A 25,934-nucleotide genomic window follows, 5' to 3' on the forward strand; every position below is an offset into this window, starting at 1 on the left:
ACATTTGTTTGGGGTTGGATCAATAGTTTTATGTTTTTTTGTGATGTTGCCAATATCGATGACGGCGAATATAAATCAGATCAAGAAGCGGCATTTAAAGCCCATAGGATTGCCGGTCAAGGCTGGCCCGAATGGATGGTTGAAGCGTTTAATGCCACATCATTAGAAGAGTTAACTGAAATCAAACAACGGCACCATATAACGGAATAGCCCAAAAGCCGTTACAGTTTGGCAAGAATGGGTAAAGCGATATGGCAAGCCCATTTTACCGATATTGAAAAAATCGAAGTGAAAAAAACCGATCCTAACCAGTCAGATAGCCACCTAACGGTGATAACATGGGTCGCGGGCACCTTTGCTTATGATCTAGTAAATAGCTATCAAATCAATATCAGCTCTAATGCACAAGATGATGACGAAATCTCACTCATCATAAATCGCAGCAGTAACCCATTTCATGATGAATAAATAGAAAGGAGAATAAAATGCCATCAAAATACCGTCCACAAATCTTTGGTTGGTTTGGCGATCTAGATAAAGGCCCTTATAGTGTGCCTCTGCATGATCGTCGCTTAAGCTATGCCAATAATAACTATTGTGCCTTTATTCGTAAGATTCCTTCTGATCAAGCTTTTTATTTGTGTTTATCTATATCATTAATTTTAATGTTTATGGTATTAATCTTCTTTAGTTTTGGCTTTTTTTCAATATTACTAAAAAAATCTGAATGGAATGTTTTTTTTATAGTATTAGTTGGCATGTTATTAGTTTCATTTGTTATCTATTCATATGCACTTCCAGAAATCTATCAAAATGCTTTTTCTTGGCGTGGTAGTCCCATTATATTTAATCGTAAAACGGGTAAAGTCTATGTTAACGAAAGTTATTTTTTTAACTTTAAAGTATTACGGCATCCGGCGGTATTTTTACAACCGAAAAAACGCCGTATAAAAGAGTATGATTGGGATGATTTGCATGGTGTTATTATTCATAATATGTCACGTAATGCCCTAACTTCAACCGTGCTAATGGTGTGCCAACCCGGTACGCATCAAGTGATTGATCATATCATGTTAGATCCTATTCGAGCTGGCGCAGCGAGCACATTTGTTTGGGGGTGGATCAATAGTTTTATGGTGTATTATAAATCAGCCAATATCGATGACGGTGAATATAAATCAGATCAAGAAGCGGCATTTAAAGCCCATAGGATTGACGGTCAAGGCTGGCCACAATGGATGGTTGAAGCGTTTAATGCCACATCATTAGAAGCGCTCGCTGAAATCAAACAACGGCACAATATAACGAAATAGCTCAAAAGCCGTTGCAGTTTGGCAAGAATGGGCAAAGCCATGAGGATTTGATTGAATCTCGCTTTAATATCCATTCAACAGGGGTACATCATGACTTAGTAGAGGCACATTCCCCAATCCATCTAAACGAGATAAAGCCAAAGAGTCCCTAAAAATCACAGAGTGGAATGATAACGCCTTTTATTATATGAATAATAAGTGTATTGAGACTTGGTGCAAACAAAGCCAACATCCATCATATATCATATATCATTTTTCATTTATTTCAATTATAGCTAACTGCAATTTTTGTTGGAACTTATACAGACTGTCGGGTGAATATGCCTATGAAGAACGTAATTACCAACCAAAATTAACCTATATTTATATATTTATGTTTTTATGATTATGGTAGTATCGTTTTATTGTGGCCAGCTGATGATGAGAACATTTAGTGCATTGCTAAAGGCTAGTATTACATTTTCCCAATATTTAATAGTAAAACAAACACAACAATACTAAAACCTTGATATATTTTTAAACATTTCCACTCGCATTAAGTAATCATAAAGCGGGACTAACTGTTTAAATCCTTTCATCAATTTGTTGGGTAAATCGCTATTTAACACATCTTCAATATGATTACTTCTCACCATAACAACTAGATTTTTGCGATTATACCATGTTGCTATTTTTGCGTCTTGCTCTTTGATTAACGGTCGTTTATAACTTTCACCAACAAGTTCAAATGGTTTTTTTACACAACGAGTCATCATTAAAAACTTATTTGTATCATTAAGAATTTCTTTTCGAAAAATATCCATCGTTTTTTTTGATGAACAATAATAACCAAGACCATATTGATAACTACTTGGGCTAATTTCAAAAAAGTAAGCTGGCGCTTCTTTCCAATCTCGATTCGGTTGTTTAAAGGTCAACCATAAACGGTTACGATAAAGTGATTTATCATTTGAAAAACGAGTATCGCGATGAATACGTGAAATTGTTTTTCCAATAGCAGGTCTAGTTTCAAACCATTTATCAATTTTAAGCATCTCTGGTGCTAGTTGCTCAACCAAAAGCCTGAAGGGTTTAACTAAATCGTTATCATAAATAGCGCGATGTTGTTCAAACCAAGATTTGCTGTTATTTATCCAAACATCTTGCAAAAAATTAAGCCCAGCTTGTGTAAAACCAGTGAAGTTTGCCATAGCTTACTCCTTAAATAACGTTCTTACTTTTTCTAAATCTTCTAGCGTATCAACCCCTATTGCAGGAGGTTGTTTTGCCACTGCAACATGAATTTTTTGTCCATACCAAAGTACTCTAAGTTGTTCTAGCATTTCAATTTGCTCAAGTGAAGATGGCGCCCAGTTGATATACTGACGAATAAAGCCAGCACGATAAGCGTAAATACCAATATGACGAAGATAAAAATTACCAATACTAGATTGTTTTAATAGATCAGATTTAGCAAAGCGATCTCGTTCCCAAGGAATCGTAGCACGAGAAAAATAAAGTGCATAACCATCTTTGTCAGTCACAACTTTAACCGCACCAGTATTAAATGCTTCTTCAACAGAATCAATTGTCACCGCTAATGTTGCCATTCCCGTTTTATATTGCACCAAGTTTTCAGCCACTTGGTCAATAATAACGGGTGGAATTAAAGGTTCATCCCCCTGTACATTAACAATAATTTCATCATCAGCAAATTGATAAGCATTAATGACCTCTGCTAGCCTTTCAGTACCAGAATTATGCTTGTCACTAGTAAGAATAACTTCACCGCCATATTCCTTGACTACCTTAAAAACTTGCTGATGATCTGTTGCAATAATTACTCGATTGGCTGACGACTTTTTTGCTTGCTCCATCACACGAACAATCATAGGTTTACCATGAATATCTGCTAGTGGTTTAGCAGGCAAACGGCTTGAAGCATACCTAGCAGGAATAATAACCGAAAAATTCATAATTAATACCCTAACTATTATTTTTGAACAGGCTGTGATTGATTGAGTGGCTTTGCTTCACTTTCTAGCAATACAGGAATGTTATCTTTGATTGCATAAACCAAATTATCTACTTGGCAAATTAACTGCTGATTATTGACATCATATTGTAATTGCTCATGGCATTTAGGACACGCAATTGCGCTTAATAGGATTTCTTTCATGTTTTATTCTCTTTGAGATTTTGTCTTAGCTAATAACAAACAGATCTGATCTACTGCCCCTACTGGTATTTCCGCATCAATGGGTAGATACCACCAATTTTTTTGGGCAAACTGCCTGCATTTAACGGCATCTTTTTCAGTCATTAAAAGTGTTTGTTCACTACTTGCAACATTGTTTAACAATGGTAAAGTAAATTTTTGATGATCAGCAAAAGAAGCAGTTTTAACCACATCAACTTGCATTTTAATCAACATATCAAAAAAACGCTGCGGATGACTAATACCCGCAATAGCACAAATATTTTGCAACGAAGATAACGTTTTTTGTTCTTTAGTAAGCAAATTTACTGCATACAGTGGTGTTAATTGCATTGTGTAAGTTTTTTCTGCGTACTGCTGCGTAAAATGATTTACGCTATCACCATTTATAATAATTAAATCAACTGATTTTAATCGAGTTTCTCGCTCTCTCATTGGCCCTGCAGGCATCCACCATCCATTACCAAATAAACGCTTTCCATCAACCACTACCACCTCAATGTCCCGCGCTAAAGCATAATGTTGCAAGCCATCATCGGTCAAAATAACATCTAACTCATACTGCTTTAATAATGCTTGAACAGCTTCAGCGCGATGCGGCGATACGGCGACAGGCACATTAGCACGTTGAAAAATAAGTACCGGTTCGTCACCAGCTTGTTCGGTTGTGGTTGTATTATCTAAAATAAGTGGATAGTTATCAGCCTTACCACCATACCCTCGTGAAACAACCCCAACTTGTAATCCTTTTTGTTTTAACGATTCAATTAAAGCTACAACTAGTGGTGTTTTGCCATTACCTCCAACTGATAAATTGCCAATAACGATAATAGGAACTGGGGAGTGCCAAGATTTTAAAATACCTAATCGATACAAAGAACGACGAACAAAAGCAACCAAACCATATAATAAAGAAAATGGTATAAGTAACCAACATAATCGATTTTTACCATACCACAGTTTTTCAATCATAACTTTAGCTTCACTTAATTACATTGAGTAAAATTGTTATATCTCTTAATGTCGATATAACAATTATTAAAATAGTTGCCTATAGCAAACGATACTCTATTTTACTCATAAATTGGTAAACTACCAAACCAATCATGATACCATCTCGGTTTAATTTCACCTCGCATAGTTTTTAACTTCCAAGTATGTTTATCAAAAAATAAACTTATTTGACCAGTTCTAGCAGTAACATAATGATCTAAGTGTAAATCTTGATACCTCGTTATTACCTTATTAGAAGGCAGTTTCCAAGGATTATAACGAGATGTAGACGCCAACGATTTTACTGGTTTAACATGGTTTAAAAATGCATAACTTGATGAAGTACTACTGCCATGATGCGGAATTTGCAAGATGGTGGATGCTAACTGATCTCGATACTTTGTAATTAACTGATATTCCTGATTACGCTCTAAATCTCCAGTTAGTAACACCGAAAAAAGTCCAACGGTAACTTGCACCACACAAGAATCCTTATTTTGTGCATATTTAACCAACTGAGTAGGCCACAACACATTAAACGTCAGATCATTCCAAATAATATGATTACCGGCTAAACATGGATAATCATTATTCAAATCATAAGAAGAACTCATTAACCATGCCTTAGGATAAAGACTTTTCAGTAATTCCAAACCACCAACATGATCATTGTGTTGATGACTAATAATAATGCCTTGTACATTCAAATTATGCCATTGCAAAAAAGGAATAATAACTTTTTTCACAGCGGAACTTTTTTCCCATGTAGCTCCCGTATCATACAAAATGGCTGACTTGCCATCATGAATAACAATAGCCAATCCATGACCGACATCTAACATATCTAACCGCCATCGATATTGCTGCTGTTTAAAAAATGGCGTGACTATTATCATTAAAATGACTAACAAAGTAATGCTAAAGTGGCGCCACATTCTAGTACGAATTATAACTACCGCTAGCCAACCTAAAAGGCTTAATAAATAAAAGTCTGATGGAATTTTAAGCCATAGCAAATTAAGCCGATTTAAACTTAAAAATAACCATTCCAGGGATTTATCAGCAATAAACCAAAACCACAATGCGCTAGAAAAACAGTTAACAACACTAGATATTAACGCCAGTAAAACAGCGGGAAAAGTAAATAACGAAATAATAGGAATCGCAATTAAATTGGTTAAAATTGAAACCGCACTAAAACCCTGAAAAACTAAAAATTGAATGGGAAGCAATAACAAGGTTAATCCAAACTGCAAATGCAATAACCTAAGCACATACCAACGCTTTTTGTTCTTTACTGATTTAGGAAGTGGCAACCAATCAAACAAAAAAATTAAGCTAATTACTGCATAGCAAGATAACCAAAAACTTTCAGATAAAATCATCAACGGATCAAACAACAATAATAACGCAATAATTCGATTAACTTTCTGCCATGCACTTATTTGATGTTTTTTATAACGTAAATAAATCCAAATTGATAAAGCTAATATAGCACGCAATGTAGGAGGATTGAAATTAGTTAACCATGCATAAAAGAGTGCACATAACCACCCTATAATAATTGGCACAAAAAAATAGATAAAACGCTGTGGAATAAAAAATAGTAAAGCTTTAACCAAAAAGCAGCTAAAACTAAAAACAACTAGAATATGCATACCCGATATTGCCATTAAATGGGCAACACCTGTTTGCATCATTACCATACGATGCGAGTCGTCTAATTGAGAGCGCTCACCAAAAGCAAGGGCAAGCAAAATACCTCGATAATCAAATAAATCTATATAAGGGAGTACTAAATCAACAATAGTTTGCCTTAAATCTGATTGACTATCTAACAGTCTGGCATCAATTAACTTAGCTGATAATATACTTCGGTTTGCTATTGAAAAGCGCTGGCTATCAAATCCTCCATCATTTAAATAACCATGCACAACTTTTGTTTTTAGTGTTAATTGCCAAATCTGCCCTGACTTTGGGAGTTCCAGCCTATCCCAGTAAATCGAAATCGGAATATTATTTGACAGCATAACTTCTGAAATGGAAAAAATAGAAAATGGCAAATAATAAGGCTCAATGACTGTTACTGCCTGATGAGTATTGATATTAACCACCTTTGCTCTAACGACTAACGTTTTATCAATATAAGAAGAAATGTTCGATAAATATTGCTTACAATAAGCATTAGACCACAAAAATCCTAAAAAAAACATAACCCAAACAAACAAAAAATAACGCAATTTAATCGGAACAACCAGTACCAAAATAAATAAAATAACAGCAATACAATACCACTGCCAATTAGACAATAATTGTGGCAAAAACAGTAATGGCAAGCAACCTAACGAAAACATGATAGCCATTAAATCTAAAGAACAAAATTTTCGCACTAGCGCCTACTATCTTTATATTAAAAATAGCCAGCCTATCACTTGATATCATCAAAGAAATAATTGATTTTGGATTTTTCGATCTATATTCCATTTTAATTATTAAACTTAATGAAATTTTCTAAAAAGGTTTGCAATGTTTCAAATTTTAAAAAGCGAGATCGTTAATGCGGATTATTACCGAAGAGTCGATGTTTTTCACTAATTAAGGAAGAATTGAATTGACTAATTAATAATAATTGTCAAATAGCGGAAGTTAAGTTACTCTAAATAAAAAAGCCATTGATTTAACTCAAAGGCTTTTATCTAAGTAGAAAATTAAATATTATGCGTTTGCAGCTTTATTTACTCTTTCACGCAATTCTTTACCCGGTTTGAAGTGAGGAATATATTTATGTTTAACTTCAACATTACCGCCAGTTCTTGGGTTTCTTGCTTTACGAGGAGCTCGGTAGTTCAAACTAAAACTGCCAAAGCCTCGAATTTCTACACGATCGTTACTTTCCATGGCTAAAGCGATCTGTTCGATGATATCTCTAACTGAATCATCAACTAATTGCACAGGAAGATGTGTTCGCCAGTTAACAATTCGTTCTACTAAATCTGATCTGTTCATGGTCACTCCTAATTTATTTATGTGGCATGTAACTTATTTATTTTATCCCATAAAAGAAAAAGAGGGCAAGCCCTCTTTACTCTTTACATAAATATTTTTTACTCAGTTTTTGATGCTGCTTTAAAAGCTTCAGCCATTGCATTAGTAAATGATGCATCTTCTTGACTTGCTGAATTATTTACAGCAGCAAGTGCCTCTTTCTCGTCAGCTTCATCTTTTGCACGTACTGATAACGAAATTGCACGAGTTTTACGATCGATATTAACAATTTTAGCTTCAACTTCATCACCAACTTTTAATGCAGTTGTTGCATCTTCAATACGTTCACGAGCGATATCTTGTGCTTTCAAGTAACCTTCAATACCTTCAGCGATTTCGATAGTTGCACCTTTTGCGTCTACTGCAGTTACAGTACCTTTAACGATTGTGCCTTTTTTGTAGTTAGACGCAAAACTACTAAATGGATCGTCTTCTAATTGTTTAACACCTAAAGAAATACGTTCACGCTCTGCATCAACTTGTAAAACAACAGCTTCGATATCATCACCTTTCTTATAAGCTTTAACAGCTTCTTCGCCAGGCATATTCCAAGAGATATCTGAAAGATGAACTAAACCATCGATACCACCCTCTAAACCAATGAAGATACCAAAATCAGTGATTGATTTGATCTTACCGCTAACTTTATCACCTTTGTTGTGTGATTCAGCAAATTGTAACCATGGATTTGGTTTGCATTGTTTAAGACCAAGAGAAATACGACGACGCTCTTCATCTATTTCAAGAACAATAACTTCAACCATATCACCTAAGCTAACCACTTTTGACGGGTGAATGTTTTTATTTGTCCAATCCATTTCAGAAACGTGAACTAAACCTTCAACGCCTGTTTCGATCTCTACAAAACAACCGTAGTCAGTTAGGTTAGTTACTTTACCTGTTACTTTAGTGCCTTCTGGGTAACGTTTAGCAATTGAAACCCATGGATCTTCGCCTAATTGTTTTAAGCCAAGCGATACACGTGAACGATCTTTGTCAAATTTAAGTACTTTAACAAGTAATTCTTGACCTACTTCAACCACTTCACTTGGATGTTTAACACGTTTCCAAGCCATATCAGTGATATGAAGTAAACCATCAACCCCACCAAGATCAACGAATGCGCCGTAATCAGTAAGATTTTTGATAATACCTTTAACTTCAGAACCTTCTTGTAAATTTTCAAGAAGTTGTTCTCTTTCTGCGCTATTCTCAGATTCGATAACCGCACGACGTGAAACAACAACATTATTGCGTTTTTGGTCTAATTTAATAACTTTTAATTCGATTTCTCTGTTTTCAATATGAGAAGTATCACGTAATGGACGAACATCAACAAGCGAACCAGGAAGGAACGCACGAACCCCATTAAGATCAACCGTAAAGCCACCTTTAACTTTACCATTGATAACACCTAAAACTGTTGCAGCATCATCAACTGCTTTTTCTAGTGTTAACCACGCTTCATGGCGTTTAGCTTTTTCACGAGATAAGATTGTTTCACCAAAGCCATCTTCAATTGAGTCAAGAACGACATCAACAACGTCGCCAACTTGAACTTCTAATTCGCCTTGGGCATTTTTAAACTGCTCTACTGGAATTGCTGATTCAGATTTTAAACCAGCATCAACTAAAACAACATCTTTGTCGATTGCAACGACAGTACCACGGATCATATTACCAGAACGAGTGTCTAGTTGATTTAAAGACTCTTCAAAGAGTTGAGCAAAAGATTCAGTCATATTTATATACTTAAATTAATATTAACGTCCACATTACATCTTGTCTTGTGGGGTTGTTTAAAATACTCCAAACATCCCTATATTGGAGCTTGATCAACGCTGAAAGCAAATTTACAACGCAAGTTTTTCGTTTATATACTTAATAGATTGATTAAAAACATCTTGAATAGACAGTGATGTGGTATCAATTATTAGAGCATCAATTGCAGGTTTGAGTGGCGCAACAGTTCGATTACGATCGCGTTCATCACGCGCAGTTATCTCCTGCAAAATTTCGGCGAATTTAACATGATTTTGCTTATCTTGCAACTGTTTCATTCTCCTTTCTGCGCGAGAGTGTGCACTTGCATCAAGAAAAATTTTAACAGGTGCATCACTAAACACCACACTCCCCATATCACGACCGTCCGCAATTAACCCTGGTGCTTGCTTAAAGTCACGCTGACGCTGTAATAAAGCTATTCTAACCGAATTAATTGCCGCCACTTTTGATGCTGCGCCACCTATTTGTTCTGTGCGGATGTCTTTAGTAACATCAACATGATTTAATAGCACTTTAACATCACAACTATGGGTATCAAACGTTAGCGGTAAATTAAGGGCTAATTGCTCAAGTTGGGAAGCATCATCTAGCGCAATACCTTGCTTAAGCGCACTAAGTGCCAGCACACGATAGATAGCGCCAGAATCTAAAAGATGCCATTTAAAATGATTGGCTAATGCTTGGGATAATGTGCCCTTACCAACACCACTTGGCCCATCAACAGCAATAACGGGAATAGATTTATTCATTTTATTCTTCGCTTAATCGTTTAAAATGTTCAAAATAATCAGGAAAAGTCTTCATTGTACATTTCGGATCTAATATTGTTACAGGTGTATCAGAAAGCGCTATGAGAGAAAAACACATAGCAATACGGTGATCATTATAGGTTTCGATTTCGGCATGGGTTAATTTAACTGGAGGCACAATAGTAATATAATCACGGCCTTCATCAACTTTTGCACCAACCTTTCTTAACTCAGTGGCCATAGCATATAAGCGATCAGTCTCTTTAACTCGCCAATTATAAATATTACGGATTGTAGTTGGCTCCTTAGCAAATAAAGCAGTTGTTGCTATCGTCATTGCAGCATCTGGAATATGATTCATATCCATATCAATACCGTGTAATTCACCACGTGAACATTCAATATAATCATCAGCCCAAGTCACTGTTGCACCCATTTTTTTAAGCACATGAGCAAACTGCGTATCGCCTTGTAAGCTATTTTTACCAATGCCCGTTACCCTAACACGACCACCTTTAATTGCAGCGGCTGCTAAAAAATAAGAAGCCGATGAGGCGTCGCCTTCAACTAAATAATGATCCGGCGATTGATAACACTGATTTGCTTTAACCGTAAATTTTTGATAGTTGTGATTTGTGACCGATACACCAAAAATAGCCATCATTTTGATAGTGATATCAATATAAGGTTTAGATACCAAATCACCAATGATAGTAATTTCAGTATCATTTTGTGCCAGTGGCGAAGCCATTAACAACGCGGTTAAGAATTGGCTAGATACTGAACCATCAACTTGGATGTTACCGCCAATAAAACCACCTTGAATATGTAGTGGTGGATAACCTTCATTTTCGATATAATCAATATTAGCTCCACCTTGACGCAATGCATCAACTAAATGGCCAATTGGACGTTCTTTCATACGAGGTTCACCAGTTAACACAATATTATTAGGGCCAAGACATAATGCAGCAGCTAAAGGACGCATTGCCGTACCAGCATTACCTAAAAAAAGCTCTAATGTATGGTCAGATTGCAACATCCCCCCTATACCTTGAACATCACAAATGGTGCGATCGTGCGATAACTGATACTTAACACCTAATGCTGCAAGTGCATCAAGCATATAACGCACATCATCACTATCCAGTAAATTAGTTAAACGAGTATTACCTTTACTTAGTGCTGATAGTAATAACGCACGATTAGAAACACTTTTTGAACCTGGCAAATTAATCGTACCACTAAATTTTTTTATTGGTTGTAATGTTAAGGATAACATAATGACTCTCTTTAATATTCTTTAAAATTTTTCTAACGTCGCTTTTAATAAATCAATTGCTTGCTTATCTTTAGCGCTATTTTGCCATAACTTATCAAATAAATGATGATACCGTTTAATAGCATCATAGGATGACGTGATTGATGCAATACCAGTAGTCACATTAGGTAACTCACCTAATCGAAACGGGCTCATCGCTAATGAAATAGGATTTCCATCTTGATAAAAAATCTGAAAAGCAATTGATGGAATTGCTTCTTGTGTAATAGCAATGGTTGGCACAAAGGATTGTTGTTCTATTAGCTCAATTAAATGATAAACTTCTTTACGTGCTAATAACATCCTTTCTGACTTCTTTCCTGGCGAAATTGTCAAATTTCCCACTAAACCAATATGCAAAAACCGCTCTACATTACGTAAGCTAATTAAATTGATGACCTTTGGGACTGATTGATGAAACTGCTTTTTACGTTCTTTTAAAATCGACAAAATGACTGAATATTTTTGATGATCAATCGACTCGCTTGATTCATTGAGCATCAGAGCTAAATGAGAAAGATAATCTGGTGAAGTTAATAAAAATGAAAAAGGATCGAAGTGAGAATAGATATGGGTTGATTGTTCTTCTAACTGGCGCATACGCTCAAAAAAACCGTCACCACTCGAGTAATATTCGGTATCAATTCCAAGCAAACTCGCAAAAGAAGTATCAAGTAACAAGGCCAACCGTTCTAAAGTTTCGATTTTAACGATTTCGCCTTTTTCTAACCGATAGACTGCTGCTCTTGAAATTTTAAGACTGTCAGCAACATCTTCAGCCTTCAGCGAAGCGGCAATCCGATACGCACGTAAACGTTGACCTATAGTACAATAATCAATCGATCCAGTAATCATAATATACTCAAACTATTGGGATTTTGGCAGTGTATCACAAGGTGATAGCAATGCCAATTTTTGGCAAAATGTTTCAGATGTAACCTATATTTTCATCAACAACTTAAATAATACTTATTTTAATAACTCATTTTGCAATGCCGATACATTTTCAAATTCAGTAAACTCAGAAATTGCTTCTGGTTGTTTAGCACTATCTTCACGCTTACCAAGAACTTGCGATGCAAATACAAAACCTTTTTTATCCATCACTGAACGATTATAAAAATCAACTAAATCTTGTTGAGTGATTTTTTTCAATTGTTCAATTTTTTTGTTCCGTGAATCAAACGCAAAACGCGAATTCTGATAGTCAGCCATATAACGACTAAACTCTTCATCCAATGTTTGCGGAGGCATTTTCAATTCATCAAGTGCCGCTTTTTTATATTGATCTATATCTTCTTTAGATAATGCTTTAAGCTTATTTAATATAACAGGATAGAATTCTTGATAACGCTTAAATAAATAAGCTGGATCGTATTGGTTGCTTTGAATGATAAAACTCATCCCTACTGAATCCCCTACTGTAACAGGGCCAGCAAATACAGCGTAGCCAAGTTGCTCGTTAGTACGCAATTGATCAAAAAACCAGGGTGATATGATTTTAGACAGAGTATAACTTATCATGCTACTACTAATTCGATCATAACCGGTTGGAATATAGCTCATCATCAAAGCATTATCAGTGCTTTTCGCATGTTGAGTCATTTTGGCCTCCAATGATTTTTTAATCTGAATATTATCAACAGGAGTAAATTCAACATCACGTACTAGTGTTTTCTGAATGGAATGATAAAGATCTAAAGAGTCCTCGTTAGACAAATTACCCAAGCTAAGCATATAAGGTACTGAGCGGGTTAATAAGTTATCGCGGTAAGTTAACACATCATTAATAGTCATGTTTGCTGCAAATTGGCGCCTTTCATCCCGCTCAAAATACGGTAAATCTGACAACGCATTAACAGGGTTAACCGCCAACCAATAACTTTTAGCATGCTCAACTTTATCCAATTCTTGCAAATACCAAGATTTAGCTAATACTAAACTTTGCTCATCAATCGTCACATTGCGATAACTATTAAGTATTGCTGTCACCATTTTAGGTAGATGCTGACTGAAGCCGCTAGCTGAAATCATCAGGCCATCATCATTATTCGTTGATAATGAAATACCCGCAACCCTAGCCTGAAATCGTAATTGTTCTAAATTACGACTTGCAATGTAATCAAGTAGATTAAAAGCGACTTCTGCTTTAGCGTCACTAAAAGCCTCGTTATTCCGTAACGAAACCACAATCGCCGCTTTAGGTTCAGTTTTGAAATATTGACTAACAAAATGAAGATGATTACCACGTTTACTAAACCCAGCTGGTTGAGCTTGAGCACGGTTTTGCTTCACAATTGAAAAATCGTCAGGAATATAAGGATTTAATTCAGGTAAACTAAATGTGAAATTTTTGCCTAAAGCCAACCAACTTGCTTTTTGCTCACTAGTAATATTATCGATTTTATAAGGTGCGTCTACAAAATAAGCCGTCTTATTAGTTGTTTGATTTGGTGAAATAATCCAAACTCTAACGTTATCGGGCGTTAGGTTTTTTAAGCGAGCGGTGATCGCTGTTTTATCAAAATTATTAGCAATAAAATCAGAATTTAATATATTTTTAACGGGGTACAACAACATCTGATCAGATAGCCATTCCACATAAGACATATCACGCTCAACATCCTGATACTTAAATTCTAACGCTAAAACTTTCTTAAGTTCTTCATAATAAGCATCAGAAATTCCTTGCTTTTGAATTAACTGTAAATAATTAAAAATAGCTCCAATAACTTTATCTTTTTGAGCGAGACCATCGTCGGTTAAGCTCACATTAATACTCAACATACCGCTATTACCATAACGGATAGGGTTGATAGATGAACTAATACCCTCAATAAGCCCCTGCTTTTGTAACTGATCAGACAACGTGTTGGGGCTACTATTATCAATTAAATAAGTGATATATTCATCACTTTTATCAGCAAATTTATCTAAATTGTTTTCCATTGGAAATTGTAAAAATAGCAATTTCTTAGGTTGCGCTGGCACCATTGCAATCTGTTTGCTTAGCACATTTGGTGTGATCGCTGGCTTATCAACTATTGGAACATTAATGTTTTTATTAGGGATTTTACCAAAGGTGTTTTCAGCCAATTTTGCTAATTTATTGATTGACTGATTACTATAAATTACCCCCACCATGATATTAGATGAATAATAATCTTTATGAAAAGTCACTAAAGCATCTTGTAATTTACTATTTGGTTTATCACTTAATGTTTCTAAATTGCCGCCCGAAAATTGTGCCGATGGGTGATTAGGGTTAATAGTTTCGGAATTAACTTGTTCAATACGAAAACCATCGTTCGATCTAGCCATTGTAAGTTCAGCATTAACCGCATTACGTTCTTTATCGGCAAATTTAGGATCTAATCTAGGCTCAGCAATAGCGTCGGCTAAATAATCAAGTGCTGTATCTAATGCACTATTTTCAACTTCAAAATAAAAGGCTGTTCTATATAAGGCAGTACTGGCATTATAACTACCTGAATGACGGCTTAAAAACTGCGAAAAACTGGCTGGTTCAGGATACTTTGTTGATCCCATTAGAACCATATGTTCAGTATAATGCGCCAAGCCTTGCTGATCTTTAGGATCTTGGAGTGAACCCACAGGCAATGCTAATGAACCAAGCGACTTAACCGCATTAGGATCAGACACAAGCAGCACCCGCATTTGATTTGTCATTTCAATCACTTCATATTGGCGATTGTCACGATCACTTTGTTGTACTCTTTCTAACAAAACTGGTCTTGCAAGCTTATTTTCAATGGCAAACGATACAGGTGAAGTAGTCATAGTTAATAATCCAATAAAGCTACCAATTATTAAATTCACTATTTTTTTATTTTCGAAATCCATAATATTCACTCACTTGACTTCATCGTCAAAAAAACAACTGTAAAAAATAGAAAGCGAATTTATCAAAGTACCTAGGTATAATGATAAATTTCGCTATTATGTAATAAATACAATTAATGTTCCCGAGTTTTTCGAAATTCAACATCAGGATATCGTTCTTCGGTCAAATTTAAATTAACCATACTTGGCGCAATATAAGAAAGGTTATCTCCCCCATCTAAAGCCAAGTTCTGCTCGCATTTGCGCTTAAACTCTTCCAATTTTTTTACATCACTACATTCAACCCAACGAGCGGTTGTCACATTCACAGGCTCATAAATGGCTTCAACGTTATATTCCGATTTTAAACGCGCAACGACCACATCAAACTGTAGCACACCAACAGCGCCCACAATTAAATCATTATTTGCTAATGGGCGGAATACTTGTACCGCTCCTTCCTCTGAAAGTTGAACAAGTCCTTTTAATAATTGTTTTTGTTTGAGAGGATCTCTTAAACGAATGCGACGGAATAGTTCTGGTGCAAAGTTAGGAATACCAGTAAATTTCAGGTCTTCGCCTTGCGTAAAGGTATCACCGATTTGAATCGTACCATGATTATGTAAACCAATAATATCGCCGGCATAGGCCTCTTCAACATGTTCACGATCACCTGCCATAAATGTTAAAGCATCAGATATATTAACATCTTTAGCGATACGCACATGACGTAACTTCATGCCTTTTTCATATTTGCCTGACACAATGCGCATAAAAGCAACTCTATCTCGATGCTTAGGATCCATATTGGCTTGGATTTTAAAGACAAAACCACTGAATTTTTCTTCTGATGATTCAACTTCACGTTTATCGGTTTGACGAGGTTGAGGAGTTGGTGCCCAAGCAGTTAAGCCATCAAGCATATGATCAACCCCAAAATTACCCAATGCCGTACCAAAAAAGACTGGCGTTAAATCACCCGACAAGAAAGCATCTAGATCAAATTTATTGGAAGCCCCTTGCACTAATTCAAGCTCTTCACGCAGTTGCTGTGCTAAATCATCACCGACCGCTAAATCTAAATCAGGGTTAGCTAACCCTTTAATAATTCGAACCTCTTGTATAGTATGGCCTTGACCAGATTGGTAAAGGTAGGTTTCATCTTTCGCTAAATGATAAACACCCTTAAATAACTTGCCACACCCAATTGGCCACGTAATCGGTGCGCACATTATATTTAGCTCATTTTCGACTTCATCAAGCAATTCCATCGGATCACGAATATCACGGTCTAACTTATTCATAAAGGTTAAAATTGGCGTATTACGTAAACGCGTGACTTCCATTAATTTACGTGTGCGATCTTCAACCCCTTTTGCTGCATCAATCACCATCAAACAACTATCAACTGCAGTTAAAGTACGGTAAGTATCTTCAGAAAAGTCTTCGTGCCCAGGAGTATCCAATAAATTAACTAAGCAATCATTATAAGGAAACTGCATCACTGATGTCGTAATCGAAATACCACGCTGTTTTTCCATTTCCATCCAGTCTGATTTGGCATGCTGGGCATTAGCACCACGGCCTTTAACTGTACCTGCTGTTTGGATTGCGTGACCAAATAAAAGTACCTTTTCGGTAATGGTTGTTTTACCGGCATCGGGGTGAGATATAATCGCAAAAGTGCGACGTGCATTAACTTCGTCTAAATAAGCTTGTTCTGTCATAAAACTGTATTAACCACACAAAAATAATCACCCATTCTAGCAGGTATCTGTCTGTTTTGCTATTAATGTTATATACACAATGCCATTTGCCTTATTTGTTTATCTAGCATAATATTTTCTCTAATAAGTCATGTATAATTTACTGCTTCTTGTCAAAAAGTTTCAGGAAAGCATGCGTTTTAGTATAAAATCGGAACTTACTATGAACATTCGTGATTTAAAATTGTACCTACATTTATGCGAAACCTGTCACTTTGGTATCACCGCACATGCCATGCATGTTAGCCCATCAACCTTATCAAGACAGATCCAACGGCTTGAGGAGCACTTTGGACATCCACTATTTATTCGCGACAACAGACAAGTTCAAATCACTCAAGTGGGCGAAAAAGTTAAACGCTTTGCGCAACAAGTTATAAACTTGCACCAACAGTTAAAACACGATTTAGATCAATCCAACCAACAACTTATTGGCGAACTTACACTTTTTTGTTCAGTCACCGCCGCTTATAGCCACTTACCGGAAATACTCGATCGCTTTAGGATCCACTATCCGCTGGTTGAAATTAAACTATCAACCGGCGATGCTGCTGACGCCGTGGAAAAGATACAAACAAATGCATCCGATTTAGCCATAGCTGGCAAACCCAAGCAGCTACCGAAAGGGATTGAATTTTTAAAATTTGGCGAAATTGAAATGGTCTTGCTTATACCTAAACTTAATAGTTCATTTAGCGACAAGTTACATCAAAAACAGCCAGATTGGCATAATATTCCATTTATATTGCCAGAACACGGGCCAAGCCGGCATCGTATCGATTTATGGTTTAAACAAAAAAAAATCACCAATCCAAAAATTTATGCAACAGTTGCTGGTCACGAAGCCATTGTATCGATGGTTGCTTTAGGTTGTGGGGTAGCCTTATTACCTAAAGTTGTAATGGACAACAGCCCTGAGCGAATAAGAGAGCGCATAACCGAATGGTCAACAAACTTAATGGAACCGTTTGATGTGGGTATTTGCGTACAAAAAAGACGATTATCTGAAAAAATTATTGCCGCCTTTTGGGCAATTTGCGATCTAAATTTGCCCAATAACGAATAACAAAATATAGTGTATAATTACACTGGACAAAATTAAAACCATAATAATGGGTATATTAATTAGCTGATAAATGACCGAATTATGATAATAATCAAATCGGGCAAAATATCATTATAATGGAATTAAAAATGAAACAAATAGAATTGAAAACATTCGCTTTATTAATACTTTTTTCCGCTGTCACCACGCCATTAGCGGCACAGGTCAACACTACAAAATCACCCCAAGCAGTAGAATGGGCTGAAGTAAGCACATCTCAAAAAAGTACTATGACCAACATAATTAAAAACCAAAGCGACAGCGAAAATAGCCAGGCCATTTCAAACACCAACAAAAATAACAACATCCCCACTACTGTGGCAGCAACTACAGCCAATGCGGATGTTGAAGCTAATAGCAATAACTTTACCCAAATTGATAACACAATAAAAAAACCTAAATGGCTAGTTCGCAATACATTGGCTTATTATGATGGCGATAGCAACGATCTTGTTACTGCTGGACTCGGTTTTACTCCATTATCAATTTCTATTATCACGCCAGAAGTTGCAATTCCAGCCAAACCGAATTTTCAAGAACGTCGACAAGCAAAGTTAAATCGCTATATTGACACCAAAATCGGCGAAGGAACTTTCTTTGGTTTTAGAAAGCAAGAATTAACTCCTCTATTTGACGGTAAAATTGCAGGTACCGAAATATTAGCCTTACAAAGCCAAGATGGCGTTGGCATGTTACTACAAATTCCAATTGATTTTGACAAAAATAAACCCTGCATTGTTGCTGTTCCTGCCAGTGATTCAGACGGAGTATTAAATGCCAAAGATGTACAAATTCGTGGGTTATGGGGACTTCGTCACAACTGTGCAGTGGTATATAATGATAAAGGATTAGGCAACGGCATTTATGATATCGAACGCCAACTTGGCTTTACGGTATGGGGAGAAGTGCAAAGCGGTAATATCTTATTTTATCCTTCAATTAACAATAGAAAGCAATACATCAAAAAATACCCTCATCGTTATGCCATAAAACAGCTTCACTCAAAACTGAATGCCGAAGCTCGATGGGGTGAGCATGTATTAAAATCCCTAGAATTTGCCTTTTATGAACTTAATAGTATGTTTTCGTCCAATAATCTAGCAATATTTAACAAAGACAACACTCTAGTCTTAGTGTATGGCGCAGGCGATGGTGGCGGTGCTGCATTAAAAGCCGGTGAATTAGATGAGCAAAATATAATTGACGGTATTGTAGCAGTTAATCCACAAATACAACCCAATCTTGATAAATTCCCAATCATGCTCAAAATAGGCAGCAACCACCAACAAAAACTTGAAGCCAAATCGATTGCAAATTACAGCGCTTATGGTGCGTTATATATACCATGTGCTATCCCTGCGATAAAAGGACATAAAGACGACTCTTACGTACCTTATGCAGATTATTTCCATTATTCACAACAACGCTGTAATGCCCTAAAACAGGCAAAATTACTCACAACAGGCACGCCCGAAGAAGCGCTAAAAAAACTACACAAATATGGCTGGACGCCAGAGATGGACATTCAACTACCTTATTTTTACTATACTGAATCCATCGGTTTACCTTACCAATATATTAGTGCTTATGGCAAATACGATGTCACCGAAAACATGTGTGATTTTTCAGTCGCCAGTACCCAACAAAACCCAATATACTACAGTGGTAAAGTGGCGCCATTAAAAGAATTTTCGTTTGAGCAAATATGGGGAATGGCAAACGGACATTTACCACTATGGAACAGTCATGATGCGACAATTTTAGATCTCGTTGAAAACAATGACCTTAACACCCCAAGACGTGAATTTTATTCTAGTTCTCAAACAAACAATATGGTTGATTATGGCACTAAAGGATCGATTTGTGTTTATAAAAAATCCCAAGAACCGCGTGTTGAGGAAGGTATAAAACAAGTTATGGCATCAGGTAACTTACATGGCATAAAAACCTTTATTGTGCATGGTCGTAATAATGTTAAACAACTTCCAAATTACACTTCGCGCGCTTATGTAGCATTAAATAGCTTAGTTGAAGACCAACAATCGCAACTACGATACATCGAAGTTGAAAATGCCAGTTACTTAGACGGAAGAGCACCATTTGACAATACATTATTACCGATTGATTATTATGGTGAAGATGCCATCGAATGGTTGTGGGCTAACTTAACCACTAAAGCTACGCTACCTGTAAGCCAAGTGGTACGAGCCAAAGCGCGCGGAGGTAAAAGTGGTTATGCACCACAAGTAACTAGCAAAAATCTAAAACCGATAACACAAACGCCAAACCGCAACGATGTAATTCAACAAACTGATGGTACGCTAATATTACCAAATTAACAATAAATACGTCCTCAAAATCGCTATCGGTTTATACTGTAGCACTGCAGCTTAAACCGATAGCGCCCCCCAAAACTTAGCTAATGCCCTCTTTGACCGCCAAACAGATTTTGGGATATAACAAAAAAAATAGCGACTCTAATTGAGTATAATGCTGTTTAATATCAACAATAGTTTCTTTTAACAAATACAGTTTTGGTCTTCTATTTGCCATACCACTGAGCACGTTGCCAACAAAGTCGATAGAAGTATAATTTTCGAGCCATGAACCTTGCCACATCGCATTCATAAAATGCTGATAATCAACGGGATAAGCGTCAATATAAGGTTGGATATGCGCTTTTGTCACTTGATTAAATTGAGTTACACTGGGCAGCAACCCATAATTAACCCAGTGCTTTGACAAAAAATGATCCCACACAATATCTAATGTAATGGGTGCAACGCGTTGATGCGATTTCCGAAATAGTAACTTAGCTTGCTTAACTTCATGCAAGTTATCAATTAGGTTATCAATTTTGCGATGTAACATAATGCCATCGGCAATATCGGAATGATAAGTTAAATAGGGATTTCCTTTAACAAAATCTGCTACTGTATTCCCGATTAACGAACTGTGCGCTAACGTAGCCAAATGCAAATGAGCCAAAATATTCATAAAAATAGCAACCGTTAATTATTCACGATGCTTAAATTGACCTTCGGCAAAACCTTTTCGCCAATAGTTGGTAATTTGAAAAGCATCAGGCGATAAATGTGTATATTTACCCTTAATAGCATGGCGAACAGGTTGTGCCAATGAACGCTCCATTCCCCCCCAAAACAACAGCTTATTTTTTCCAGATAAATCAGCGTTGATCACCGCATCAACTAATTGATGGGGATTGTCCGAATTTTGTACAAACCAATTTACTGCAATATTTTTATTATCTGGCAACGATACCATATCACTTTTATGATTAACCTGTATAAAGGCAAAAGCCTTATGTTTTTTGGGAAGATGTTCAAGCGTATAACAAATGGCTGGCACGGCAGAAATATCACCAATTAACACCAAACAATCATTAGTAAAATACAACTTACTGGCAGCGCCAATTAAACCGATTTGATCGCCAACCTTGGCTTTTTGCGACCATACCGAAGCCAAACCAGTGTCATGAATAGTAAAATCCACAAAAAACTGATTGGTGACACTATCAAATTCACGCACACTATAGTTACGAACAAGCACACGTAGCTTATCGTCAAGAACAATTTTATTATTATCATCAAGCTTAGGAAAGATAATTAAGCCGGTTGAAGGATCAGGGAAGAGTAATTTTAAATACGGGCAAACCCATAAGGGATCGATATTAACCGGTTTATTACTACTAAACTGCACGCGGATAAAACTGGGAGATATTTTTTCAACCTTCAATACTGTTAATAACGCATTGACTATGACTTTTTTGTTTGCTTCGTTTTTTTTTGTTTTTTCATCCATCACGCCGATCCTTATATTTATAGTTAATTGAACTCATCATACAACAAAAATTGTTCGAGTAATGCTATTTTTACAATTGAAAAAACAGATAAAGTTATTCCACCTAAAAGCGATGGAATAAGTTTAAACAAAACTAAATTAACAAACAAACTTAAAACGTTAACGTACCAAAGGCATTACACCAATCTTGATCAAACTTATTAATTGCCGCATCCACAGCTGGATCAGAAATAAACTGTTCCGCCACATCTACTGGCAACGTAATAGATTTGCAACCCGCAAGCATACAATCTAACGCTTGCCTTGGTGTTCTAAAACTGGCGGCTAATACCATCGACTGAGGACAATGCAAATCTAACAATTTTTGCAACTCAAGCACGGTATCTTTGCTATTTCCACCCTGAGCATCGATGCGGTTGACATAAGGTGCGATATATTTAGCCCCAGCTAATGCCGCTAAAAAGCCCTGTCCTGCACCATAAACAGCCGTGCCTAACGTAGGAATACCTTGTTCGGTTAGTTCTTTTATCGCAATCAAGCCTTGCGCATTAACGGGAATTTTAGTCACAATCGACGGCACAGCCTTTCTAAGCTGATGAGCTTCTTTTATCATTTCGTCCGCATTACTTGAAAGCACTTGGGCAAACAACAATTTATCTGTACCTAGCACCTCTTGTAATTCAGCCAATAATGAAAAGATAGGCTTACCTGATTTTGCCACAATGCTCGGATTAGTGGTCACGCCACAAATAGGCAACACTTTAGCTAAACGTTTGATGGCAGCAATATCGGCGGTATCTAAATATAATTCCATGGTTAACTCCTAATTCAGAATGAACAAATTTGTTAACATATAACAACATTTACATAACAAACATCGTAAAAAAAAATAATTCTACCGCCTAGAAGACGAACTTGCCATTTACTGGACTTTTGTACGCTATATAAAAAAATGAGACTTAGATCACACAATTAAAAATTTAAAATAACTTATTAAATAGAAACGAGTTATAACAATTTTCATCTTTTTTAAACTGTATATAATTTAAACAAACCTACACTACTTAATTTATGCTTATGATAAAATCCATCAACAACGCATTAACCAAGTTTGTAATTCGTCAGCAAACAATCAATCGTATCTATTTTGTAAATAACAGTAATTGCGCCCCTTTGGATACCTACCCAGTCAAATTTCCGCAAATTGAAATCATATTAGAAGGAACGCAACAAATGCAATGGACGGATAACAATGGAAAAATTATTGAAAAAATATTATCGACTAATGATCTTTTATATATTTCCGCTCAAAGCTGGAACAAACCCATTTGGACAAGCCCTGTTACTTTATTAAACATCTTGTTTGGTAAACAACAAATTAGTATAAGCTTATTGCATTGGGATGGTACACAACTAATTTCACTTGGGCAAATTAACACGCCAAGACGTGGTCCTCGGGTTGGTACATTTATTATTCAAGCACTGAATGAACTCATTTGGCAAAAACAATCATGTAAACAAAATCAAACTGCTTACTACCTGATTCACAGTTTACTTAGCAATACGTTAGATTTGCTCAATACCGAAATCAAAACTTCATCCAAAACAACCAGCCTATATGAAGCTATTCGCCAATATATCGATATACACTTTCGTGAAGATATAACGCGTGACTTTTTGGCAAATATGTTTTACATTTCACCCAATTACTTATCACACCTATTTCAAAGCGAGGGAAAAATAGGGTTAAATGAATATCTAAATCATATTCGCTTAGAATATGCCAAATTGCTATTAAAGGATTATGATCTAAATATAAAAGAAATTGCTCTAGCATCGGGGTTTAAAGATAGTAATTATTTTTGTCGGATTTTTAAAAAAAAGACAGAGCGAACGCCAACAGAATATCGTCGGCAATATCATAGTAAGTTGGTAATCAAATAACTTTTTTATAGCTAGATTTTGCACTTGTTTGGTTTTGTACTTTGCTGCATAACATATGCCCTATCCTTTGCTAGGTGTTCTAATAACGCTGAATGATCGGCATATTCCGATACCAAATAAATAGCAGCAATAGCCTCTGGCTACTGTCAAAGATCAGAACTTTTTCACATAAAAAACTTTCAGGTAGCTTATTGATTTTATTTATTTTTTATTTCAAATAAAATCAAATGTTTATGCACAGTGAGCATCATACTGTCAGACAGTGATAATGCCAGCATTGCTAATACTGCCTATGCGGCGGTAAACTAGAAACCCATATACTATGAGCCTTGTTTAGCAAAAGGCAAATAGGATTTTGCTTGTAAAAACCCTTTTTTGCAGGGTTTTTAAAGTAAAACATACAAAACCAAATAAATAAAAAGATCAATCTAACTTCGGATGCTGGTCCACTAAATTCTGTCGTTGTTCCTGCAAAGTTTCTATTTTTTGTTCAATATCTTCGACTTTGTGCTCTATGGTGTCAAAGTGATCCGATAAGATTTCTTTGGCTTCTGAACGATCTGATGCCGCTGGCGTTGCACCACGCAATGGTTGGTTTGCTGTTTCTCTCATCTTTATGCCTGTAAGTAAGCCAACTAATGCCACAACCATTAGATAATAGGCTGGCATATATAGATTATTACTTTCTGCAACCAACCAAGCGATAACAGTCGGTGTCGCACCAGCAACTAATACCGAAATATTAAAGGATATGGCCAGAGCACTGTAACGAATACTGGTCGGAAAGATAGCCGGTAAAATAGAAGCCATAACACCAGTAAAACAGTTAAGTAACACAGCCAAAATCAGTAACCCTAAGAAAATAAGACCAATAATGTCACTATTGATCATAACAAACGCAGGATAAGAAAGAATTAATAAGCCTAGGCTACCGCCAATAATAAATGGTCTACGACCTATTTTGTCGCTAATAAAACCGATCAATGGTTGCACAAATAGCATACCAATCATGATGGCAATAATAATTAGCACACCATGATCGGTATCATAATTTAAGTTATGAGATAAGTAGCTAGGCATATAAGTAAGCAACATATAATAAGTCACATTAGTAACAATCACGAGTCCCACACAGACCAATAGGCTTTTCCAATATTGGGTTATGATCTGTTTAAACGTCATTTTAGGTTGATTAGAAATATGATTGCGATCATTTTGATCCATTAAATCAGTATGCTGTTGAAATGCAGGTGTTTCATCTAGAGCATGACGTAAGTAAATCCCAATTAGTCCAAGTGGTAAAGCAAATAAAAATGGAACTCGCCAGCCCCAATCATGAAATGCAACTTTTCCAAGAATACTAGATAAAAGCACTACTAAACCAGCACCCACTAAGAAACCCGCAATAGAACCAAAATCTAACCAACTCCCCATAAAACCACGTTTACGATCTGGCGAGTATTCGGCAACAAAGATGGCGGCGCCAGAATATTCGCCCCCAATTGAAAAACCTTGAGCAAATTTAGCTAGCAGTAATAATATAGGTGCAGAAATACCTATTGAAGCATAAGAAGGAATTAAGCCAATACAAAAAGTGCTTAACGACATAATAATAATGGTGATAGATAATACTTTTTGTCGTCCAAATTTATCGCCAAGAATACCAAAAACCAATCCCCCTAACGGCCGAACTAAAAACGGTACCGAAAACGTGGCTAACGCGGCCACCATTTGAACACTAGGTGATGCATCAGGGAAAAAAACTTGCCCTAACACATAAGCTAAAAAGCCATACACACCAAAATCAAACCACTCCATCGCATTACCCAGCGCTGCTGCAGTAATGGCTTTTTTTAACTTGCTATCATCAATTATTGTAATATCGTTAATGTTTAATGGTTTGTTTTTGGATTTTCTTGTTTTTTTCATAAAATACCGCCTGTTTACATACAAATAATAAAAAGGAATGATGCAACAAGGTAAACGGTTACCTTTTAATACATAAAGAACAATACTTTTTAGATTACACTTTGAACAGTGTTTATCAGTTA

Annotated in this window: 22 protein-coding genes; 6 read left to right on the top strand and 16 right to left on the bottom strand. The window is 36.2% G+C overall.

Annotated elements, in window-relative coordinates; all coding sequences use genetic code 11:
* The 3 genes from A9G23_RS11425 to A9G23_RS01205 form a co-directional block, all read left to right on the top strand.
* On the top strand, positions 1–210 hold a 210-nt coding region (locus A9G23_RS11425), incomplete at its 5' end, for a hypothetical protein (protein ID WP_176700581.1).
* An 18-nt stretch (positions 211–228) separates the two neighbouring features.
* Entirely contained in the window at positions 229–468 is a 240-nt protein-coding gene (locus tag A9G23_RS01200; protein WP_141674884.1) for a hypothetical protein, read from the top strand.
* A gap of 17 nt (positions 469–485) precedes the next feature.
* On the top strand, positions 486–1,313 hold the full coding sequence (locus A9G23_RS01205) for a DUF6708 domain-containing protein (protein ID WP_065585893.1): 828 nt from the start codon (positions 486–488) through the stop codon (positions 1,311–1,313).
* A gap of 497 nt (positions 1,314–1,810) precedes the next feature.
* Here A9G23_RS01205 and A9G23_RS01210 read toward each other — a convergent pair whose 3' ends face one another.
* The 12 genes from A9G23_RS01210 to prfC all read right to left on the bottom strand — a co-directional run bounded on the left by A9G23_RS01210 (position 1,811) and on the right by prfC (position 16,973).
* Entirely contained in the window at positions 1,811–2,503 is a 693-nt protein-coding gene (locus A9G23_RS01210; protein ID WP_065585894.1) for a DUF2461 domain-containing protein, read from the bottom strand.
* Positions 2,504–2,506: 3 nt separating this feature from the next.
* A complete protein-coding gene (gene kdsB / locus A9G23_RS01215) occupies positions 2,507–3,268 on the bottom strand; it encodes a 3-deoxy-manno-octulosonate cytidylyltransferase (protein ID WP_065585895.1) in 762 nt (253 codons plus the stop codon).
* 17 nt (positions 3,269–3,285) lie between these two features.
* Entirely contained in the window at positions 3,286–3,471 is a 186-nt protein-coding gene (locus A9G23_RS01220) for a Trm112 family protein (protein ID WP_065585896.1), read from the bottom strand.
* Positions 3,472–3,474: 3 nt separating this feature from the next.
* Positions 3,475–4,482, bottom strand: a complete 1,008-nt coding sequence (lpxK, locus tag A9G23_RS01225) for a tetraacyldisaccharide 4'-kinase (RefSeq protein WP_065585897.1) — start codon at positions 4,480–4,482, stop codon at positions 3,475–3,477.
* A gap of 101 nt (positions 4,483–4,583) precedes the next feature.
* Positions 4,584–6,893, bottom strand: coding sequence for a DNA internalization-related competence protein ComEC/Rec2 (locus tag A9G23_RS01230; RefSeq protein WP_141670004.1), 2,310 nt, complete (start codon positions 6,891–6,893; stop codon positions 4,584–4,586).
* 325 nt (positions 6,894–7,218) lie between these two features.
* Positions 7,219–7,509: an integration host factor subunit beta gene (gene ihfB, locus A9G23_RS01235; protein WP_065585899.1), complete on the bottom strand. Its 291-nt coding sequence runs from the start codon at positions 7,507–7,509 to the stop codon at positions 7,219–7,221.
* Between the two features lie 98 nt (positions 7,510–7,607).
* Positions 7,608–9,290, bottom strand: a complete 1,683-nt coding sequence (gene rpsA, locus A9G23_RS01240; protein WP_065585900.1) for a 30S ribosomal protein S1 — start codon at positions 9,288–9,290, stop codon at positions 7,608–7,610.
* 111 nt (positions 9,291–9,401) lie between these two features.
* Positions 9,402–10,082, bottom strand: a complete 681-nt coding sequence (cmk, locus tag A9G23_RS01245; protein WP_065585901.1) for a (d)CMP kinase — start codon at positions 10,080–10,082, stop codon at positions 9,402–9,404.
* 1 nt (position 10,083) lies between these two features.
* Positions 10,084–11,364, bottom strand: a complete 1,281-nt coding sequence (aroA, locus tag A9G23_RS01250) for a 3-phosphoshikimate 1-carboxyvinyltransferase (RefSeq protein ID WP_141674885.1) — start codon at positions 11,362–11,364, stop codon at positions 10,084–10,086.
* 21 nt (positions 11,365–11,385) lie between these two features.
* Positions 11,386–12,258: a helix-turn-helix domain-containing protein gene (locus tag A9G23_RS01255; protein ID WP_065585903.1), complete on the bottom strand. Its 873-nt coding sequence runs from the start codon at positions 12,256–12,258 to the stop codon at positions 11,386–11,388.
* A 114-nt stretch (positions 12,259–12,372) separates the two neighbouring features.
* A complete protein-coding gene (ptrA, locus tag A9G23_RS01260) occupies positions 12,373–15,204 on the bottom strand; it encodes a pitrilysin (RefSeq protein WP_176700582.1) in 2,832 nt (943 codons plus the stop codon).
* A 176-nt stretch (positions 15,205–15,380) separates the two neighbouring features.
* Positions 15,381–16,973 carry a peptide chain release factor 3 gene (prfC, locus tag A9G23_RS01265; RefSeq protein ID WP_065585905.1) on the bottom strand — a complete coding sequence of 531 codons (1,593 nt, stop codon included), beginning with the start codon at positions 16,971–16,973 and terminating at the stop codon, positions 15,381–15,383.
* Positions 16,974–17,175: 202 nt separating this feature from the next.
* On the opposite strand from prfC, the gene ilvY reads away from it, so the two are divergent.
* Entirely contained in the window at positions 17,176–18,078 is a 903-nt protein-coding gene (gene ilvY / locus A9G23_RS01270) for an HTH-type transcriptional activator IlvY (RefSeq protein ID WP_065585906.1), read from the top strand.
* 128 nt (positions 18,079–18,206) lie between these two features.
* Entirely contained in the window at positions 18,207–20,456 is a 2,250-nt protein-coding gene (locus A9G23_RS01275; RefSeq protein WP_065585907.1) for a 3-hydroxybutyrate oligomer hydrolase family protein, read from the top strand.
* A gap of 76 nt (positions 20,457–20,532) precedes the next feature.
* On the opposite strand, the gene A9G23_RS01280 is transcribed toward A9G23_RS01275, so the two are convergent.
* The 3 genes from A9G23_RS01280 to fsa all read right to left on the bottom strand — a co-directional run bounded on the left by A9G23_RS01280 (position 20,533) and on the right by fsa (position 22,753).
* Positions 20,533–21,114: an acyl carrier protein phosphodiesterase gene (locus tag A9G23_RS01280; RefSeq protein WP_065585908.1), complete on the bottom strand. Its 582-nt coding sequence runs from the start codon at positions 21,112–21,114 to the stop codon at positions 20,533–20,535.
* An 18-nt stretch (positions 21,115–21,132) separates the two neighbouring features.
* A complete protein-coding gene (locus A9G23_RS01285) occupies positions 21,133–21,939 on the bottom strand; it encodes a siderophore-interacting protein (protein WP_065585909.1) in 807 nt (268 codons plus the stop codon).
* Between the two features lie 151 nt (positions 21,940–22,090).
* Positions 22,091–22,753, bottom strand: a complete 663-nt coding sequence (gene fsa / locus A9G23_RS01290) for a fructose-6-phosphate aldolase (protein WP_065585910.1) — start codon at positions 22,751–22,753, stop codon at positions 22,091–22,093.
* A gap of 263 nt (positions 22,754–23,016) precedes the next feature.
* Between fsa and A9G23_RS01295 the strand changes: the two genes are divergently transcribed.
* The gene (locus A9G23_RS01295) at positions 23,017–23,883 is read left to right on the top strand and encodes a helix-turn-helix domain-containing protein (protein WP_065586022.1); all 867 of its coding nucleotides are present in this window, start codon (positions 23,017–23,019) and stop codon (positions 23,881–23,883) included.
* A 423-nt stretch (positions 23,884–24,306) separates the two neighbouring features.
* Here A9G23_RS01295 and proP read toward each other — a convergent pair whose 3' ends face one another.
* The gene (proP, locus tag A9G23_RS01300) at positions 24,307–25,812 is read right to left on the bottom strand and encodes a glycine betaine/L-proline transporter ProP (protein ID WP_065585911.1); all 1,506 of its coding nucleotides are present in this window, start codon (positions 25,810–25,812) and stop codon (positions 24,307–24,309) included.
* Positions 25,813–25,934: the final 122 nt, after the last annotated feature.

Origin of the sequence: Gilliamella sp. App4-10, assembly GCF_001690495.1 — a bacterium.
Classification (GTDB): domain Bacteria; phylum Pseudomonadota; class Gammaproteobacteria; order Enterobacterales; family Orbaceae; genus Gilliamella; species Gilliamella apicola_G.